Source organism: Streptomyces sp. NPDC021212 (assembly GCF_044332925.1).
Taxonomy (GTDB): domain Bacteria; phylum Actinomycetota; class Actinomycetes; order Streptomycetales; family Streptomycetaceae; genus Streptomyces.
In genome coordinates this window covers 1-18,476 of the sequence record NZ_JBIRPZ010000025.1, presented here as the reverse complement: position 1 = coordinate 18,476, position 18,476 = coordinate 1, and the positions used below count along the sequence as shown (strand labels likewise).

At 71.6% G+C, this 18,476-nt stretch carries 15 protein-coding genes; 5 read left to right on the top strand and 10 right to left on the bottom strand.

Annotation, left to right across the window (positions count from 1 at the left end; all coding sequences use genetic code 11):
* Positions 1-434 precede the first annotated feature (434 nt).
* On the top strand, positions 435-1,022 hold the full coding sequence (locus ACH4SI_RS40585; RefSeq protein ID WP_398305563.1) for a DJ-1/PfpI family protein: 588 nt from the start codon (positions 435-437) through the stop codon (positions 1,020-1,022).
* Between the two features lie 114 nt (positions 1,023-1,136).
* On the opposite strand, the gene ACH4SI_RS40580 is transcribed toward ACH4SI_RS40585, so the two are convergent.
* A complete protein-coding gene (locus tag ACH4SI_RS40580; RefSeq protein ID WP_398305559.1) occupies positions 1,137-1,805 on the bottom strand; it encodes an HAD family hydrolase in 669 nt (222 codons plus the stop codon).
* Positions 1,806-1,821: 16 nt separating this feature from the next.
* Positions 1,822-2,328 carry a DUF6912 family protein gene (locus ACH4SI_RS40575; RefSeq protein WP_398305556.1) on the bottom strand — a complete coding sequence of 169 codons (507 nt, stop codon included), beginning with the start codon at positions 2,326-2,328 and terminating at the stop codon, positions 1,822-1,824.
* 285 nt (positions 2,329-2,613) lie between these two features.
* Between ACH4SI_RS40575 and ACH4SI_RS40570 the strand changes: the two genes are divergently transcribed.
* Positions 2,614-3,204 carry an Rv3235 family protein gene (locus ACH4SI_RS40570; protein ID WP_398305553.1) on the top strand — a complete coding sequence of 197 codons (591 nt, stop codon included), beginning with the start codon at positions 2,614-2,616 and terminating at the stop codon, positions 3,202-3,204.
* Positions 3,205-3,265: 61 nt separating this feature from the next.
* Here ACH4SI_RS40570 and secA read toward each other — a convergent pair whose 3' ends face one another.
* The gene (gene secA / locus ACH4SI_RS40565; RefSeq protein ID WP_398305550.1) at positions 3,266-6,106 is read right to left on the bottom strand and encodes a preprotein translocase subunit SecA; all 2,841 of its coding nucleotides are present in this window, start codon (positions 6,104-6,106) and stop codon (positions 3,266-3,268) included.
* A gap of 242 nt (positions 6,107-6,348) precedes the next feature.
* Here secA and ACH4SI_RS40560 point away from each other — a divergent pair, with 242 nt between their 5' ends.
* Together ACH4SI_RS40560 and ACH4SI_RS40555 are read left to right on the top strand one after the other, a co-directional pair.
* The gene (locus ACH4SI_RS40560; protein WP_398305547.1) at positions 6,349-6,948 is read left to right on the top strand and encodes a GNAT family N-acetyltransferase; all 600 of its coding nucleotides are present in this window, start codon (positions 6,349-6,351) and stop codon (positions 6,946-6,948) included.
* Positions 6,949-7,003: 55 nt separating this feature from the next.
* The gene (locus tag ACH4SI_RS40555; protein WP_398305544.1) at positions 7,004-8,188 is read left to right on the top strand and encodes a winged helix-turn-helix domain-containing protein; all 1,185 of its coding nucleotides are present in this window, start codon (positions 7,004-7,006) and stop codon (positions 8,186-8,188) included.
* Positions 8,189-8,209: 21 nt separating this feature from the next.
* Here the strand turns inward: ACH4SI_RS40555 and ACH4SI_RS40550 are convergent, their stop codons facing one another.
* From ACH4SI_RS40550 to mtnA, 7 genes are all read right to left on the bottom strand, one after another.
* Positions 8,210-8,947, bottom strand: a complete 738-nt coding sequence (locus ACH4SI_RS40550) for a response regulator (RefSeq protein ID WP_398305541.1) — start codon at positions 8,945-8,947, stop codon at positions 8,210-8,212.
* Positions 8,948-9,158: 211 nt separating this feature from the next.
* Positions 9,159-9,851, bottom strand: a complete 693-nt coding sequence (hpf, locus tag ACH4SI_RS40545) for a ribosome hibernation-promoting factor, HPF/YfiA family (protein ID WP_398305538.1) — start codon at positions 9,849-9,851, stop codon at positions 9,159-9,161.
* 316 nt (positions 9,852-10,167) lie between these two features.
* On the bottom strand, positions 10,168-10,929 hold the full coding sequence (locus ACH4SI_RS40540) for a ComF family protein (protein WP_398305535.1): 762 nt from the start codon (positions 10,927-10,929) through the stop codon (positions 10,168-10,170).
* 130 nt (positions 10,930-11,059) lie between these two features.
* On the bottom strand, positions 11,060-12,928 hold the full coding sequence (locus ACH4SI_RS40535) for an LpqB family beta-propeller domain-containing protein (protein WP_398305532.1): 1,869 nt from the start codon (positions 12,926-12,928) through the stop codon (positions 11,060-11,062).
* Positions 12,918-14,957, bottom strand: coding sequence for an MtrAB system histidine kinase MtrB (mtrB, locus tag ACH4SI_RS40530; RefSeq protein ID WP_398305529.1), 2,040 nt, complete (start codon positions 14,955-14,957; stop codon positions 12,918-12,920). Before mtrB ends, ACH4SI_RS40535 begins: the two co-directional genes overlap by 11 nt.
* 1 nt (position 14,958) lies before the next feature.
* The gene (gene mtrA / locus ACH4SI_RS40525; RefSeq protein ID WP_009717421.1) at positions 14,959-15,636 is read right to left on the bottom strand and encodes a two-component system response regulator MtrA; all 678 of its coding nucleotides are present in this window, start codon (positions 15,634-15,636) and stop codon (positions 14,959-14,961) included.
* The gene (mtnA, locus tag ACH4SI_RS40520) at positions 15,633-16,790 is read right to left on the bottom strand and encodes an S-methyl-5-thioribose-1-phosphate isomerase (RefSeq protein WP_398305524.1); all 1,158 of its coding nucleotides are present in this window, start codon (positions 16,788-16,790) and stop codon (positions 15,633-15,635) included. The genes mtrA and mtnA overlap by 4 nt, the downstream gene beginning before the upstream one ends.
* A 149-nt stretch (positions 16,791-16,939) precedes the next feature.
* Here mtnA and ACH4SI_RS40515 point away from each other — a divergent pair, with 149 nt between their 5' ends.
* Complete coding sequence (locus ACH4SI_RS40515; RefSeq protein ID WP_398305521.1) at positions 16,940-18,151, top strand: hypothetical protein; 1,212 nt, start codon at positions 16,940-16,942, stop codon at positions 18,149-18,151.
* Positions 18,152-18,476: the final 325 nt, after the last annotated feature.

Here is an 18,476-nt window from a genome sequence, read left to right as displayed (position 1 = left end):
CTGGCTCCTGTCGCGCGCCGTTGCGTGACATAGGTGGCGGTGGCATGACGCCGCGACGCGGGGTATCCGGTCACGTACGACGGTATGCCGGATTCGGAGAAGGCCGCGGCGTACTCGGCCGTAAGTGACCAAGACCCCACGCGGCGTCGACCAGCGGCGGCGGCTCCGGCCCGGAGGCGCCCCGGGACGGGAGCGAGGGCCTCATTGCCCCCGTGGACTATCGCGCTGATCACGCAGTAAGGCTATCGCCCCACCCCAGGGGCTCGTCATGAGCCGTTCGTGTACAAAACCCGGCCCCGATGTTTGACAACACCGGACAGCGGGGCCGGCCGCGAGGGAGCGCGCGCCGCCACATATGCGCTCTTGGCAAACCCCTGGTGCGGATGCAGGGTGACATCGTCGGTGGTAAGCGTGGAAACGTGGAGGTGGGCGGCATGAGCAGCACGGCTGCGACTGCGAAGATCCTGCTGGTGACCGGGGACGCGGCCGAATCCCTGGAGGTGCTCTACCCGTACCAGCGGCTGCGCGAGGAAGGCTACGACGTACACATCGCGGCCCCCTCCCGGAAGACGCTGCGCTTCGTGGTGCACGACTTCGAGGAGGGCTACGACACCTACACCGAGAAGCCCGGCTACAGCTTCCCCGCCGACCTCGCCTTCTCCGAGGTCGACCCGGGGCAGTACGCCGCCCTGGTGATCCCGGGCGGCCGGGCCCCGGAGTACCTGCGCAACGACGCGGAGCTGCGCAAGATCTGCAAGGCGTTCTTCGACGCCGACAAGCCGGTGGCGCAGATCTGCCACGGCCCGCTGCTGACGGCGGCGATCGGCGGGCTGACCGGGCGGCGGGTGACCTCGTATCCGGCGCTGGAGCTGGACATGCAGGCGGCGGGGGCGACGTTCCAGGACGCGGAGGTCGTGGTGGACGGCACGCTGGTGTCGTCGCGGGCGTGGCCGGACCATCCGGTGTGGATGCGGGAGTTCCTGGCGGTGCTGCGGACGAAGGCGCCCGTTCAGCGTGGCTGACAGTTTCTGATAGCTGTCAGCCACTACCTGTTAGCTGATACCCGTCACCCGATACCTGTCAGCTGACAGCTGCTATCCGCCATCTGCTGTCCGCCGGCTGTCAGCCGAGATCCGTCAGCTGTCAGCCAGCGCCTCGGCCTCCCGTACGGCCTCCTCCAGGGTGTCGACCACCGGCACCCCGGCGGCCAGCAGACTGGCCCGGCTGTGCGAGCCGCCCGTGTAGAGCACCGCCCGCGCCCCCACGCGCTGGGCAGCCACCGCGTCGTCCACCGCGTCCCCGATCACCACGACCCGCCGCGGCGGCACCCGCTCCAGCGCGGCGAGATGGCGCACCATCTGCTCGGCCTTGCCGGTGGTGCTCTGCCCGGTGCGGCCGTCCACGCGGACGAAGTGGCGTTCGATGCCGTGCGTACGCACCAGGGGCATCAGATTCTCGTGCGGCGCCAGCGAACACAGCGACTGGGTGAGCCCCGCGGACTGCCACTCCGTGAGCAGTTCCCGGGCGCCGAGCGCCAGCCCCGCGGTCTCGGCCAGCACCCAGTAGTGCCGGTGGAAGGCCGCGTCCATGACCTCCCACTCCTCGTCGGTGGGAAGCCGCCCCATCAGCCGCTCGTAGAAGAGCGGGACCGGGACGCAGTACAGCTCCCGGTAGCGCTCGAGCGTGATCGGCGGCAGCCCTATCTCCCCGAATGAGGCGTTCGTCGCCTGTATCACGGCGTCGATGTCGTGGAAGAGCGTGCCGTTCCAGTCCCACACGATGTGCGTCACGTGGTTCGTCCCCATCCCTCGACGGTACGGCTCAGCCGATGAGATTGGGGATCTCCTGTGTTGCGTACCACATCAGCTCGTGGTCCTCCGCGCCGTCCACCGTGAACTGCGCGTCGTCGTCCCCGAGGTCCGCCGCGCCCAGCGCGTCGGCCGCCGCGGCGACGTCCCCCTCGGCGTCCTCGGCGTCCAGGTGCACCGCCGCGGCCTCGGCCAGCCGTACGGCGGCGGCGACCCGCACCTCCCCCAGCGCGGACTGGTCCAGCCCCCGGTCCGGATCGGCGACGGCCTGCCCGTCGGGCACGTCCAGGGCGACCACCACGCGCCGCCGCGGGACCTGCGGGTCCACGGCGAGCAGCCGCAGGGACGCCTGCGCGGCCCGGCTGAGCGCGGCGTACTCCAGCTCCTCGATGTCATCCGACACGTACCACTCGCGCAGCGCGGGCGTCACGGCGTAGGCGGTCAGCGGCCCCGGTCCCAGTTCCCCCGCCTTGTGCGCCTCGGCGAGACCGGAGAGGGTCAGGGGGACGTAGACGCGCATGGGCCGCCGCTTTCACGAGACATCAGGTCCCGCCAGCATACGTGCCCCGCCGGTCCCCGTTCGGGGTATTCGCGGGGCCCCGCGGCCCCCGGCTCGCCCGCCGTCCCGTACGCCGCCACCAGCCCTTCCACCGGATCGGTTCCCCCGGATAGGTGAAGCCCCCGGCGGGGTCCGGGGGCCCCGGCCCGGGCGTTGCGGGTGGCGGAAACGCGTCGGTAGAAGTCTCTCCAACGACAAGCTACTGCCCGGTATTCCACGGGCCCGGCAGAGACGGCGGCGAGGCGCATGCACGAGATCACCCGGACGACGACGCGGACCGACCGGGGCCCGGCGGGCACCACCGCCCGGCGCCGGAGCGGTGGGCCGCCGGGGCGCCACGACTCCCGGCGGCCGGGCGGCACCACCGTACGGCGGCCGGACAGCGCGCCCGGCAGCGCGACCGCGCCACACCCCGGCACCCGCACCGCGACGCGGCGCGCGGCGGCCGTCTCGCGCACGGCCGCCCTCGCCGCCGTACAGCGGGAGCGCGACCGGCTCCCCCACTACTGGTTCGCGCACCGGCTGCTGCTCGCCCTCAGCGGCCAGCGCCCCGTCCACACCCTGCTCGGGCACGCCCTCCCGGACGCCTACGACCAGCTGATCGCCCTCGCGCCGTGCGCACCGCTGCGCCCCGCCACTGGACGCGCCGCGCCCGTCGTACGGCGCTGCGGGGAGTACCGGCCGCGGCACGGGGTGATCGAGGCGTTCGCCCGGATCGCCTCCGGCGACCGGCTCAGCGCGCTCGCGTTCCGGCTGGAGCTGGGCGCCGACGCCCGTTGGCGCTGCGCCGCCGTCGACCTCGGCCCGCTGGCCCCGCCGGCCCCGCTGGTGACATGAGAGGGCCGGGGCATCGTGCGATCCGCACGGTGCCCCGGCCCTCTCGCGTACCGCGTACGCGCTACTTCTTGCGGCGGCGGCCCTTGTTGGCCTTGCGCCGCTCCGCCCGGGTCAGCCCGTCGGACTCGGAGCGCGGGGCGGGCGGGGTGTCATCGTTGGTGAAGTCGCCCTCCACGATGCCGCCTTCGCCGTCCACCGTCGGGGCCGAGAAGTGCAGCCGGTCCGGCCGCTGTGGGGCCTCCAGGCCCTTGGCGTGGATCTCGGGACGACCACCCGAGGATGCGCCCGCGCCCGCCGGGACCGCGTCCTGCACGTCCTTGTCCAGCGAGGTCTTGGCCTCCGCGTCCTCGACCGGGACCTCCTCGACCTGCTGCTCGACCTGGACCTCCAGGTTGAACAGGTAGCCGACCGACTCCTCCTTGATTCCCTCCATCATGGCCTGGAACATGTCGAAGCCCTCGCGCTGGTACTCGACCAGCGGGTCCTTCTGGGCCATCGCGCGCAGGCCGATGCCCTCCTGGAGGTAGTCCATCTCGTACAGGTGCTCGCGCCACTTGCGGTCCAGCACGGACAGCACGACGCGCCGCTCCAGCTCGCGCATGATCTCGGAGCCGAGCTGCTCCTCACGCGCCTCGTACTGCTGGTGGATGTCGTCCTTGATGGCCTCGGCGATGAACTCGGCGGTGATCCCGGCGCGGTCGCCGGTCTCCTCCTCCAGCTCGTCGACGGTCACCTTCACCGGGTAGAGCTGCTTGAACGCGCCCCACAGCCGGTCCAGGTCCCACTCCTCCGCGAAGCCCTCGACGGTCTCCGCCTGGATGTACGCGTCGATCGTGTCGTCCATGAAGTGGCCGACCTGCTCCTGCAGGTCCTCGCCCTCCAGGACCCGGCGGCGCTCGCCGTAGATGACCTCGCGCTGCCGGTTGAGGACCTCGTCGTACTTCAGGACGTTCTTACGGGTCTCGAAGTTCTGCTGCTCGACCTGCGACTGGGCGGAGGCGATGGCGCGGGTGACCATCTTGTTCTCGATCGGCACATCGTCGGGAACGTTGGCCATGGCCATCACGCGCTCGACCATCTGCGCCTTGAACAGCCGCATCAGATCGTCGCCGAGCGAGAGGTAGAAGCGAGACTCGCCGGGGTCGCCCTGACGGCCGGAACGGCCGCGCAGCTGGTTGTCGATGCGGCGCGACTCATGGCGCTCGGTGCCCAGCACATACAGCCCGCCGAGCTCCTTGACCTCCTCGAACTCGGCCTTGACCGCGGCCTCCGCCTTCTCCAGGGCGGCGGGCAGCGCGGCCGCCCACTCCTCGGCGTGCTCCACCGGGTCGAGCCCGCGCTGGCGCAGCTCGGCCTCGGCGAGGTCGTCGGGGTTGCCGCCGAGCTTGATGTCCGTACCACGGCCGGCCATGTTCGTCGCGACCGTGACGGCGCCCTTGCGGCCCGCCTGAGCGACGATCGTCGCCTCCCGGTCGTGCTGCTTGGCGTTCAGCACCTCGTGCGGCACGCCGCGCTTGGCGAGCTGCTGCGACAGATACTCGGACTTCTCCACGGAGGTGGTGCCGACCAGGACCGGCTGGCCCTTCTCGTGCTTCTCGACGATGTCGTCGACGACCGCGTCGAACTTGGCCACCTCGGTGCGGTAGATCAGGTCGGACTGGTCGAGGCGGGCCAGCGGGCGGTGGGTCGGGATCGGGACCACACCGAGCTTGTAGATCTGGTGGAACTCGGCGGCCTCGGTCATCGCCGTACCGGTCATGCCGGAGAGCTTGTCGTAGAGGCGGAAGAAGTTCTGGAGGGTGATCGTGGCGAGGGTCTGGTTCTCGTCCTTGATCTCGACCGCTTCCTTGGCCTCGATCGCCTGGTGCATGCCCTCGTTGTAGCGGCGGCCGGCGAGGATACGGCCGGTGTGCTCGTCGACGATCATGACTTCGCCGTCGATGACGACGTAGTCCTTGTCCTTCTTGAACAGCTCCTTGGCCTTGATGGCGTTGTTCAGGTAGCCGACCAGCGGGGTGTTCACCGACTCGTACAGGTTGTCGATGCCCAGCCAGTCCTCGACCTTGGTGACGCCGGACTCGTGGATGGCGACGGTGCGCTTCTTCTCGTCGACCTCGTAGTCCCCGGTCTCCTCCACGCCCTTCTGCGGATTCGCCGCCTCGCCCCGGGTCAGCCGGGTGACCAGCTTGGCGAAGTCCCCGTACCACTTGGTGGCCTGGTCGGCCGGGCCCGAGATGATCAGCGGTGTACGGGCCTCGTCCACCAGGATCGAGTCGACCTCGTCGACGATCGCGAAGTTGTGGCCGCGCTGCACCAACTCGTCCTGCGACCACGCCATGTTGTCGCGCAGATAGTCGAAGCCGAACTCGTTGTTGGTGCCGTAGGTGATGTCGCACGCGTACTGCTCACGGCGCTGCGCCGGGGTCATGTTGGCGAGGATGCAGCCGACCTCGAGGCCGAGGAACCTGTGCACCCGGCCCATCCACTCGGAGTCGCGCTCGGCCAGATAGTCGTTGACCGTGATGAGGTGGACGCCCTTGCCGGACAGCGCGTTCAGATAGGCGGGCAGGGTGCCCACCAGGGTCTTGCCCTCACCGGTCTTCATCTCCGCGACGTACCCGAGGTGCAGCGCCGCGCCGCCCATCAGCTGGACGTCGTAGTGACGCTGGCCGAGCACCCGCTTGGCCGCCTCGCGCACCGTCGCGAACGCCTCCGGCATGAGGTCGTCGAGGCTTTCGCCGTCGGCGTACCGCTCCTTGTACTCGTCGGTGAGGGCACGCAGCTCGGCGTCGGAGAGCGACAGGAAGTCCTCTTCGATGGAATTGACCTGGTCCGCGATGCGGTGCAGCTTGCGCAGGATCTTTCCTTCGCCTGCACGCATGAGCTTGTTGAAGACGGACACGTAGGCTGGCTCCTTGCCGGTCGGGCCTGGCACGGTTGTGGGGTGCGCTGGCGCGGCATTGTCAAGGGGCACAAGCCCCGCCGCAACGGCCATCGTAAGACAGACCCCGCCTGGCCGGGAGGTCCGTCACCACGCGGGCCGGGTGTCACCACACCGTGTCAACGCGTGAGGGGGCGCCGGGGTGCCCCCGAATTCGCCAAAACCGCTCGCGGCGCCGTGCGGCAGCGGCCCAGACTCTGGCCATGGAGCCCGTCACCCTCACCACCGAGCGACTCGTCCTGCGCCCCTTCCGGCCGTCCGACGCCCCGGCGGTCCACGCCGCCTGCCAGGACCCGGACATCCTGCGCTGGACGACCGTGCCCGCTCCGTACGAACGCGCGCACGCCGACGACTTCATCCGGCGGACCTGCCCGGAGGGCTGGCGGGGCGACAGCAGCTACAACTTCGCGCTGGTCACCAAGAGTGAGGGAGAACTCATCGGGGCCATGGGCCTCGTACGGCTGACCCGGCTGCACAGCCCCGAGCGCCAGGCCGAACTGGGCTACTGGACGGTACGGGAGCACCGGCGGCGCGGCTACACCGGCGAGGCGGCCCGGGCGGTGGCCGAGTGGGCGTTCACCGGGCTCGGCGTGGAGCGGCTGGAGTGGTGCACGGAGGCCGGGAACGAGGCGTCGCGGGCGGTCGCGCTCGCCGTGGGCTTCCGGATGGAGGGGACGGACCGGGCGCGGATCGTCCGCGAGGGCACGCGGCGGGACGCCTGGCGGGGCGCGCTGCTGCCCTCCGACTGGGGGCTGCCCTCGGCCACGCCGTACCTCCCGGCCCCCGTGGCGGACCCGGCCTGACGCGCGCCCCCAGGAGGCGGGGGCGTTGTCGGTGGTCGCCACTACGGTGGCGCGCATGACGAATCCCGCCGCCGGGTCCCTCGCGGACCGCAAGCCCGAGGTCACCTTGTCCGCCGACGAGGCGCGCAGGATCGCGCTGCGCGCCCAGGGGCTCCTGGGGGCGCCCGACCGGCGCGGCGGGGTGCGTGGCCTCCTGCGCCACCTGGGCGCGGTGCAGCTGGACACCATCTCGGTGCTGGCCCGCTCGCACGAGCTGATTCCGTACGCGCGGCTGGGCGCGGTCGGCCGCACGACGGTCGAGTCGGCGTACTGGAGCGACACCCATGCCTTCGAGTACTGGTCGCACGCGGCCTGCGTGCTGCCGATCGAGGAGTGGCCGCACTTCGCCTTCCGGCGCCGCGCCTACCGCGCCCGCCCGCACTGGCACCACGAGCTGCCGCCGGGCGCGTACGAGAAGGTGGTGGCGCAGTTGCGGGCCGAGGGCCCGCTGACCGCGACCGAGCTGGGCGGCGCCAAGAACGGCGGCCTGTGGTGGGACTGGTCGGCGACGAAGATCGCGGTCGAGCGCGCGCTGATGTACGGCGATGTGGTGTGCGTGGAGCGGCGCGGCTGGAAGCGGGTGTACGACCTGGCGGAGCGCGCCGTGCCGGCCGCGCTGCTCCACGACGACCTGGACGACGCGGAGTGCCTGCGGCGGCTGGTGCGGCTCGCGGGCCAGTCCCTCGGCGTGGGCACCCGGGCGGACCTCGCGGACTACCACCGGCTCAAGCAGGACCAGGTGGCCGCGGTGATCGCGGACTCGGGGCTGGTGCCGGTGACGGTCGCGGGCTGGGACAAGGCGGCCTGGGCGGATCCCGAGGCGCTGGCCACCACCCCGCGCGGACGGCACCGCACGACCCTGCTGTCGCCCTTCGACTCGTTGATATGGGATCGGGCGCGCACCGAGCGGATCTTCGGCTTCAGCCACCGGCTGGAGGCGTACGTGCCCCGGCCGAAGCGGGTGTACGGCTACTTCGCCATGCCGCTGCTGTCGGGTGGGCGGCTGCTCGGCCGGGTCGATCCGGCCCGTGAGGGCACCACGCTGGTGGCCCGGCAGGTGTCGCTGGACACGCCGAAGGCCGTGGCGCCGATGGCGGAGGCGCTGCGCGAGGCGGCCGGCTGGGTGGGCTGCGACGCGGTGCGGATCGAGCGCGTCAACCGCCCGGAGCTGGCGGCGCCGCTGGCGGCCGCGGTCCGCTGACCGTGGCCCGGCCCCGCTCGCTCACCTGATTTCGAGGATCTTCTCCCGCATCGCGTAGACCACGGCCTCCATCCGGGAGTGCAGCTGCAGCTTCTCCAGGATGTTCCGGACGTGGTTCTTCACGGTGTTCTCGCTGATGAACAGCTCCTTGGCGATGTCGCGGTTGTTCATGCCGGTGGCCACCAGCTTCAGCACCTCCAGCTCACGGTCCGTGAGCCGGGGCGCCGGCACCAGCCGGCGCTCGTCGGTGCGCTGGATCATCGACTTGAACTCGGTGAGGAGCTTGGCCGCCATCGACGGGCTGATCTGCGACTGGCCGTCGGCCACCGCGCGAATCGCGGTCGACACCTCGTCGGTCGAGATCTCCTTGAGGAGATAGCCGGTGGCACCCGCCTTGATCGCGTCGTAGAGGTCGGCCTCCTCGTCGCTGATCGTCAGCATGATGATCTTGGCGCTGGGGGCCACTTCCTTGATCGACGTGCATGCCTCGATTCCCCCGCGCTTGGGCATGCGCACATCCATCAGGACGATGTCCGGCAGCAGGTCCGCCGCCTTGTCCACCGCCTCGGCCCCGTCCCCGGCCTCACCGACGACCTGAATGTCCTCCTCCTGGGCTAGGACGATCTCCAACCCACGCCGGAAGAGAGCGTGGTCGTCCACTACGAGGACCCGGATCGGCTCCTTGCGCGGCTCACCCCTGTCCGGCCTCAGGCGTTGGTCATCGCCTTCGTCGGACATGGGCCCGAAGCTGTCCGCCATCGTTCCTCCCCCTGAAGGCCATGGCCCTTGCGGTCTGCACTCTGCGGTGCACGGTGCGGTGCGGCGCCAACCAGTCGTTTCCCCCATGCCGGTTGGCCGTCGAGCCATGATTTCATGCCCGGACCGGCCACGGGACCGCGCGGCGCATACGCCGCGCGATCCCGCTCACTCTCTGTGCGCCCGCCCAGAGGCGGTCGAGGCCAGGTGCGCCTCAGGCGCCGAGGGCACCGCCGGCGCCGCCGGGCTCCTCCCCGGCGAACGCCTCCGGCTGAAGATGAATGACCCCGTAGTCATAGCCGTGCCGCCGGTAGACGACGCTGGGCTGGCTGGTGTCGGAGTCGACGAACAGATAGAAATCGTGCCCGACCAGCTCCATCTCGTAGAGAGCCTGGTCAAGCGTCATCGGGACCGCGGCGTGGGTCTTCTCACGGACCACGAGGGGGCCTTCGCCCTGGACTTCCAGGGGCCCCATCCGGGTGGTCGGCACATTGTCCGACGGGGTGCGCTGGGCGGCGATCTCGCCGTGCCCGTTGATGCGTGCCGCGTTGGGCACGGTGATGGCCACGTCGCTGGCCGGAATGCGACCGTTGCCGCGCCGGGTGTGGCGCTTGTCGTGCTGCTTGCGCATCCGCGCTTCCAGCTTGCCGGCCGCCAGGTCCAGCGCTGCGTACGGATCGGCCGCCGCGGCCTCCGCCCGGATGACCGGACCACGGGAGCGCAGGGTGATCTCCACTCGGTCGGACCGGTCGGCCTGCCGCGGATTGTGCTCCTTGGACACCTCGACGTCGAGGCTGATCACCTTGCCGTCGAGCTTCTGGAGCTTATCCAGCTTCAGCTTCTCGGCCACGTGCTTCCGGAACCGCTCGGGCACATCTGTTTTACGGCCCTTGACGACGATGTCCACGCAGAACTCCGTTCCCGGGTCGCTCCGGATCATCCACCGGAGCTCATCCCTTGTGCACCAGGCTCCGGCGTCTTCCGGAGCCACCGACTTGGCGGTTTCACCTCTCCTTCCCACGGGGAAGAGGTCCACCCCGTTTCGTCCAACAGCTCACAAAAAAGCACCCAAAACACGCCAAGCGGATTTGTGAGTCATAGCACTTGCCACTCCTCACAACCGAACATAGCTCGCCCGGGCGGATGTCGGCACCCCCTACCGGGCCGTACCTCCGATCAGGTGCTTTGGCATCCTTACAGCCTGCAACGACGCGGCTTCGTATTCAGTTCCGCTTACGGCTCGCGAAGGGTCTGAGACGCCCGGAAGACCCCGCGGCCGCCGCGGTCACCGGGGCCGGCGGCGCGGCCACCACCGCACCGCCCACGACGCGTCCGCCCGCCTCCGTCACCGCCCGTGCCGCCTCCGCGAGCGAGGCCCCCGTCGTCATCAGATCGTCCACCAGCACCACCGGGCCCACCACCAGGAGCCGCCCGCCGCCCTGCACGGCCTCCAGCGCCCCCGTCACGTTCGCCCGGCGCTGCCGGGCGCCCAGCCCCGCCTGATCGGTCACCCGGCGCCGCTGCCGCAGCACCGCCGGCACCCGCGTGGGACACCCCTCGCGGCGCAGCACGTCCGCCGCCGCGCACGCGATGCGCCTGGCCGGATCATGACCCCGCGCCCCCACCGCCCGCCGCGCCGAGGGCACCGGCACCAGCAGCAGGGGTGGGCCTCCCGGGGCCCGGGGCAGGGCCCCGCGGGCCGCCGCCCGCACCGCACCGGCCAGCGCCTCGCCCAGCGGCCCCGCCAGCCGCAGCGCTCCCCGCTCCTTGTGCGCGAGCAGCACCGCCCGGGCCTCGTCCACGTAATCCACCGCCGCATGCACCACCGGCAGCCCCGGCGGCACCGGGCTCGGCAGCACCCGACGCGCCCCGGGCCCACGCAGCGCCCCTTGACACCGGTCGCACAGCGGGACACCCGGCCGACCGCACCCCGCGCAGTCGGCCGGCAGCACCAGATCGGCGATCTCCTGCCACCAGCCCCGCATGGCCCCCACTGTCCCGTCACACCGGCCGGGCCGCCACCCCCTGTGGAAAACCACGCGCATGTGGACAACCGGCCGCCCCCATGGCGGGGAAGGCGGTGAGAAGGCCGCCCCGGCCTCCCCCGCCCTGCGGCTATCCCGGGTACACCGGCCCGGAACCGTCCTCGTCGACGGTCTTCCAGTCCGAGTTCGGCAGCAGCCGGACGATCCCGTTCTCCCTGGTCTCGGCGATCAGCGGCCGGGTCTGGTCCTCCGAGGCGGCGACCGTCTCCACCCCGTTCGGCCCCGGTACCTCCGGCAGGTCCGCCGGTGAGCCGTCCGTCTCCACGTACTGCAGCTGCTGCACACCGTCCGACTCGCGGCCCGCGACCACCAGCCGGCTGTCCCCGGCCCAGGACGCGGTGTCGACATCCTGCAGCTTCGGCGCGATCGCGTGCAGCGCCCGCACCGACAGCTTCGGCTGGTCGGCCGTGCCCCGCCGCTCGATCCAGCCCAGCCGCAGCGTCGTATGCCCGCCCCGCTTGACCAGCATCGCGATCCTCGTGCCGTCCGCGGACACCCGCAGCGCCGTGATCCGGCCACCGTCGAGCGAAGGCAGCTCGACCTCGTCCGCCGGGCCGGTGCCGCCCCGCAGCCGCAGCAGCCGCGGCCGCTGCGGATCCCGGTCGGCCACCCACAGCCCGCCCAGCCCGTCCCAGCTGGGCGCCGTCAGCCCGTTCTCGGGGCTGCCGCCCTGGCTGTGCACCCGCACCCGGCCCCGCTCGGCGCCGGCCGACAGCTCCGTCACATACAGCGACCGGCCGTCCTCGCTGACCGCCGCCGCGTCCCGCTCGTCGCGCGAGACCGCCACGGTGCCCAGCCCCGCGCCGTCGGCGCCGAACGGCCCCGGCACCGGCCGTGGCTTCTCCTCGTCGTCGGACAGCCGGACCATCCGGTTCTTCGCGTCCACGAAGTACTGGTGCTGGGGCCGGCCGATGACACGGTCGGGTGCGTACGCGCGTGCCGCGTCGCTCGACAGGGTGCACAGCTCGGAGCCGCTCTGCCGCTCCAGCCGCACCCCGCTGACCTCATCCGATCCCTCCCAGAGGTCCTGCACCGTGAACAGCGTCTGCGCCGCCATCCGGGCACAGCGGGTCGGGCTGATCTGCGCCGCCTGATCGCTCAGCCGGACCTTCAGCGCGTTCGAATCGTCCAGCGACAGCTTGTCGGCGTGGCGGCCGAGCACCGTACCGGCCGGGAAGGCAGTGCTGACCACCGGATCCAGCCAGCCCGTCGGGCCGTCCAGCAGCGCCTTGACGGTCGCCGTGACCGGGTTGATGCGCCGCCGAAGATAGACCGGGTCGGCGACCAGGACCTCCTCCCCCACCCGTGAGTCCTTGGCGTCCGGGCCCAGCTTCGCGAAGTAGTACTTGTTGACCGAGTGGTAGATGCGCTGGAAGTCGGACTCGCCGAGCACCAGCCCCGGCGGCGGCCCGTCGATCCGCCACTCCGACCCGCGCAGGGTGAGGTGGATGCGCGCCTCGTAATTCTCCTCATCGGGCCGGTATGCGTGCGTGGCGTCCACCGTGGCGATCCGCTTGCCCGACAGCACCACGGTCTTGCTGTTGCCGTCCCGGTCGCCGGGGTCGGTCTCGACCCGCACATCCGGGGCCTGCTCCAGCACCGTGGTCTGCGCGAACGGGTCCCAGTCCTTGGAGGCGCCCCGGGTCAGATACTCCTTCGCGGTGGCGAAGTTCTCCTCGTCGCTCGTCGTGGCCTCCAGGAAGCCGGAGACCAGCTCCGCGGGCTGCTCGCCCTTGCCCGGGCTCACCCCGTACACCCGGACCTGCGAATCCACATCGGAGCGCGGCGAGGAATCGACCCGGCGCACATCCCCGCTGTCGGGCATCGAGGCACAGCCGGACAGCAGCAGCACACCACACGCGAGCAACGTGCCCGTGCCCCGCGCGCGACGGCGCGCGCCGGAGCGGGAACGGTGGCGGTCGGCACGGTCAGCGCCCACGGGGGCGGCCCTCCCCTTCGTTCGGTGTCGTTCGCTCCCGGTGCTCCCGGTGCTCCCGGTACGACGGCTCCGCGGCGCCACGGACCACCCGTGCCCCGTTCCCCGGCAGCGCCGTCGGATCGGCCGAGGGCACCGGGGCGTCGGCGGGCGGCAGCGCGGAGCGGGGCTGCGCGGGCACCGAGGCCAGCCGCTCCGCCGCGGGCTGCGCCTGCCCGGCCTCGGCCGGCTGCCGGTTGCGCCGGGAGTCCTCGGGCTCCAGCGGGATCGGCGAACCGCGCAGCACATCGCCCGCGGCGCTCGGCAGCGTCAGCCGGAACTGCGAACCGCCACCGGGCTCGCCCCACGCCTGGAGCCAGCCGCCGTGCAGCCGCGCGTCCTCCACCGCGATCGACAGCCCCAAACCGGTGCCGCCGGTCGTGCGGGCCCGCGCCGGATCGGCCCGCCAGAAGCGGTTGAACACCCGCGTCGCCTCGCCGGGCTTCAGCCCCACCCCGTAGTCCCGGACGGCCACGGCGACCGCGCCGCCCGCCGCCGCGAGCCGCACCACCACGTCCCGGCCCTCGCCGTGCTCCACGGCGTTGACCACCAGGTTGCGCAGCACCCGCTCCACCCGGCGGGCGTCCGCCTCCGCGACCACGGGCGCCTCGGCGCCCCGCACCAGGATCCGGGTGCCCTTGGCGTCGGCCAGCGGCTCGGCCCCGTCGACGACCCGGTTCACGACATCGCGCAGATCGATCTGATCGGCCTCCAGGGCGGCCGCGCCCGCGTCGAACCGGCTGATCTCCAGCAGATCGGAGAGCAGCGACTCGAAGCGGTCGACCTGGCCCCACAGCAGCTCGGCGGAGCGCGCCGTGATCGGATCGAAGTCCTCGCGCCCCTCGTAGATGACATCCGCCGCCATCCGCACGGTCGTCAGCGGTGTGCGCAGCTCGTGCGAGACGTCCGAGACGAACCGCCGCTGCATCCGGGACAGCTCCTCCAGCTGCTGGATCTTGAGCTGGAGGTTCTGGGCCATCTTGTTGAACGCCTCACCGAGGCGGGCGATGTCGTCCTCCCCGGTGACCTTCATCCGCTCCTGCAGCAGCCCGGCCGCCAGCCGCTCGGAGATCCCGGCCGCCATCCGCACCGGGGTGACGACCTGCCGCACCACCACCCAGGCGATGGCGCCCAGCAGCACCACCACGAACACCCCGGCCGTGGCCAGCGTGCCCTTCACCAGGCTCAGCGACTTCTCCTCCTGGGTGAAGGGGAAGAGGTAGTACAGCTGATAGGCGTCGCCGTGGTTGTCGTCCAGCCGCTTGCCGATGATCAGCGCGGGCTCGCTGTCACCGGAGCCGAGGTGCTGGATCCGCCCGTACTGCTCGTACGGGGCCGTCCGGCCCTCGTCCACCCGCTGCCGCAGGTCGGCGGGCACACTGTCCGCCTTGACGTCACCGGAGGCCCGGGGGCCTCGGCTGGCCACATAGGGCGTCTCCCCGGAGTCGGAGCTGAGCGCGACCACCGAGTACGCGCCCTTGCCGCCGCTGGCCAACTGCTCCACCAGCGCGTTCAGCCACGCCCCCGCGTCCTGGGCGCCGCGGCTGCCGGGGCTCGCGCCGTCCTGGCCGCCGCCGTCGCGCTTGCGGTCGGCCATCTGCTCGGCGACCTCGAACCCGCCGACGGCCTGGCCCTGCGCGGCGTGCCGCTTGGCGTCCAGCAGTCCGTTGCGCACCTGGCCGATGACGACCAGGCCGAGCAGGATCACCACGCCAAGGGACATCAGCAGCGTGGTGGCCACCACCCGCAGCTGGATGTTCCGCCGCCACAGCCGGGCAGCGGGCAGCAGCGGACGGCGCACCCACCGCCCGAACAGCCGGATCAGCGGATGGGCCGGTCCACCGGAGGCACCATCGGGCAGCAGATGCCCGCCGCTCCACAGCCTCCGGAACAGCGGAATGTCACCCGCCGGGTCGGGCCGCCCCACCCGGCCGCTCTCCGGCGCCCCGCCTCCCGAACCCTGGGGCCGCGGAGCCGTGCCGCCAGCCGTCATCTCAACTGGGCCCGGCCTTGTAGCCGACGCCGCGCACGGTCACCACGATCTCCGGCCGCTCCGGGTCCTTCTCGACCTTGGAGCGCAGCCGCTGCACATGGACGTTGACCAGCCGGGTATCGGCCGCGTGCCGATAGCCCCAGACCTGCTCCAGCAGCACCTCACGGGTGAACACCTGCCACGGCTTACGGGCCAGGGCCACCAGCAGATCGAACTCCAGCGGGGTCAGCGCTATCGACTGCCCGTCCCGCTTCACCGAGTGCCCGGCGACGTCGATCACCAGATCGCCGATCGTCAGCTGCTCCGGCGTCGGGTCCTCGGACCGCCGCAGCCGCGCCCGGATCCGGGCCACCAGCTCCTTCGGCTTGAACGGCTTGACGATGTAGTCATCGGCACCGGACTCCAGCCCGACCACCACGTCGACCGTGTCGCTCTTGGCGGTGAGCATGACGATCGGCACCCCGGACTCGGCCCGGATCAGCCGGCACACCTCGATCCCGTCCCGCCCGGGCAGCATGAGGTCGAGCAGCACCAGATCCGGCTTGGCCTCGCGGAAGGCGGCAAGAGCCTTGTCGCCGTCCGAGACGAACGACGGTTCAAAGCCTTCGCCGCGCAGCACGATGCCGAGCATCTCTGCCAGTGCGGTGTCGTCGTCGACGACAAGGACGCGTCCCTTCATGAGGCCATCATCCCATTACCTGATCGTGACCTGGCGCACAGCTCCGCGATACCCCCCTCGGTGACCGGAGCGACGACACCACGCTCGGTGACGATCGCGGTGACCAGCTCCGGCGGTGTGACGTCAAAAGCGGGATTGAAGGCCTGAGTGCCCAGTGGAGCCACTGGGACTCCCATCGCCGTCTCGGCTCCGGGGCTCGGGGCATGCGGCACTATGACGTCCGTCACCTCGTGCCCGGGCCGCTGTTCGACCTCGATCGACGCCCCGTCGGGGGTGTCCGGATCCACCGTGGTGGTCGGGGCCACCACGATGAAGGGCACATGGTGGTAGCGGGCCAGCACCGCGAGCGGATAGCTGCCGATCTTGTTCGCCACCGAGCCGTCCGCCGCTATCCGGTCCGCACCGATCAGGACCGCGTCCACTTCACCCGCCGCGAACAGCGATCCAGCCGCGTTGTCGGTGAGCAGCGTGTAGGCCATCCCCGCTCGGGCCGCCTCGTACGCCGTCAAGCGAGACCCCTGGAACAGCGGGCGGGTCTCGTCCACCCACAGCCGCCGCAGCTGCCCGGCCCGGTGCACCGCCTTGACGACGGCCAGGGCGGTGCCCTCACCGCCGGAGACCAGCGCGCCGGCGTTGCAGTGGGTGAGGATGCGGTAGCCCCCCGCGGGGAGCAGCTCATCGAGGAGCGCCTGGCCATGCCCGGCCATCCGCTCACTCGCCTCGGCGTCCTCCCCGTGCAGGGTGCGGGCCTCGGCGAGCGCGGCCGCGGCGGCCCGGTCGGGATCCGCTCCGTCCCCGATCGCCTCGTGGTACGCGGCGGCGGCCCGGCGCACTCCGTAGCCGAGATTGACGGCGGTGGGGCGGGCATGGGCGAGTGACTCGGCGGCCTCGTCCACATCGAATCCGCGCACCGCGGCGAGGGCGACCCCATAGGCCCCGGCGATGCCGAGCAGCGGGGCTCCTCGGACGGCGAGCGAGCGGATCGCCTCCACCAGCATCGGCACATCCGTGCACACCAGCTCGACCTCTTCGGCGGGAAGCCGGGTCTGGTCGAGGAGGACCACCACGGGCCCCTCCGGTGGTTCCTCCCAGCGCAGTGCGAAAGCAGTGGGCCCTGCGGCGCCTTCCGGGGATCCCCGGTGCTCATCAGCCATCCGCCCAGTCTGCCCCCTGCGGCACCGACTAATGAAGTGGTCAGCCCGCCCCGGCGACCGGCACGAACCACAACGCACCGTGGCACGATGGCTACGAAGCGGCCGTCACCGCATCCGCGACCGGCCAACGAACGACCTACGGAGCGACGATGAACGACTCTCCGGGCTGGGCTCCGCCCGGATCGTCCCCTTCCGACGAGCCCGACCACGGCAGTCAGCAGCCGAACGAGCCCGTCGACCACCCCGTGCCGGAGCGGCCTGCGCGGGGCGCCACCTGGGCCCGGCAGCAACCGCCCGCAGGACGCTGGACGACCCCGGGCGGCGGCATCTCCACGCCGCCCCCGCACCCGGCCGGACCGGCGAACGGCGGTGGCTGGGGCGCCGGTTGGCGACAGCAGCCGCCCGCGCCCCGCCCCGGTGTCATCCCGCTGCGGCCGCTCGGCGTGAGCGAAATCCTCGACGGCGCCGTCGCCACCATGCGTGCCCACTGGCGCACGGTCCTCGGCATCTCGCTCGCCGTCTCGGTGGTGGCCCAGGGGCTGATCACCGTCGTCACCGGTCTCTGGTTCCGCACCACCTCCGGGACCGGCGTGGTCGACCATCCGGACCCCACGCTCGAGGAGGCGCTGGAGGCCGTTCGCAACGCTCTGGGCAGCAGCTCGGTGACCTTGCTCGTCGGCGTGCTGGGCACCATCGTCACCACCGCCCTGCTGACCATGGTCACCGCCCGGGCGGTCCTGGGCCACGCCGTGTCCACCGGTGAGGCCTGGGGCGGTGCCCGACCGCGCCTGCTTCAGCTGTGCGGTCTGCTCCTGCTCATCCCGGCCATCACCGCGGCCGTGATCGGCGTGGGCATGGCGCCGGGGATGCTCCTCGTAGCGGTCGGTGTGGGCAGCGAGGGCGCGGCGCTCGCCTCGCTCGGAGCCCTCGCGGGAACGGGTGTCGCCATCTGGCTCTGGGTCCGCTTCAGCCTCGCCGCTCCCGCGCTGATGCTGGAAAAGCAGGGGATCATCTCTGCGCTCCGCCGCTCGGCCAAGCTCGTACGCGGGGCTTGGTGGCGAGTCTTCGGCATCCAGCTCCTGTCCATCGTGCTGGTCTTCCTCGTGGCCGCCATCGTCGAGGTCCCGACCAGCGCCGTCGCGATGGCATTGGGCGGAGACAGCGCCATCGACTACCTCTCCGGCGAGTCCGTCTCGGTCGGCTGGGCCTTTCTGATCGTCGTCGGCATCGGCGGGGTGATCAGCTCGTCCATCACCTTTCCGATCAGCGCCGGCGTGACCGCTCTCCTCTACATGGATCAGCGCATCCGCCGCGAGGCGCTCGACCTCGAACTCGCCCGTGCCGCCGGCTGCGGCGACTGATGCGGTGAGGGTGGCGGACGGTGGCGCCAGAACCGGCCCCATAGCGGGCCCTGATGCCGTCTCCGCCGCCCTCCCTGCCCGCATCGCCCTCACGACCCTCACCGGCTCCCCCGCCTCTCCTCACCCCTGCTGCTGGCGATTCTGGGCGGTCTCGCACTCGCCACGCCAGGGCCGCAGCCCCGTTTCACTCGATCCAGTGATACATCAGTTCGATTGGGAACCTGGTACTGAACGCAAAAATGCCTCGGTCCCGAGCATGAAATGCTCGGGACCGAGGCTAAAGATTGTTCGGCGGCGTCCTACTCTCCCACAGGGTCCCCCCTGC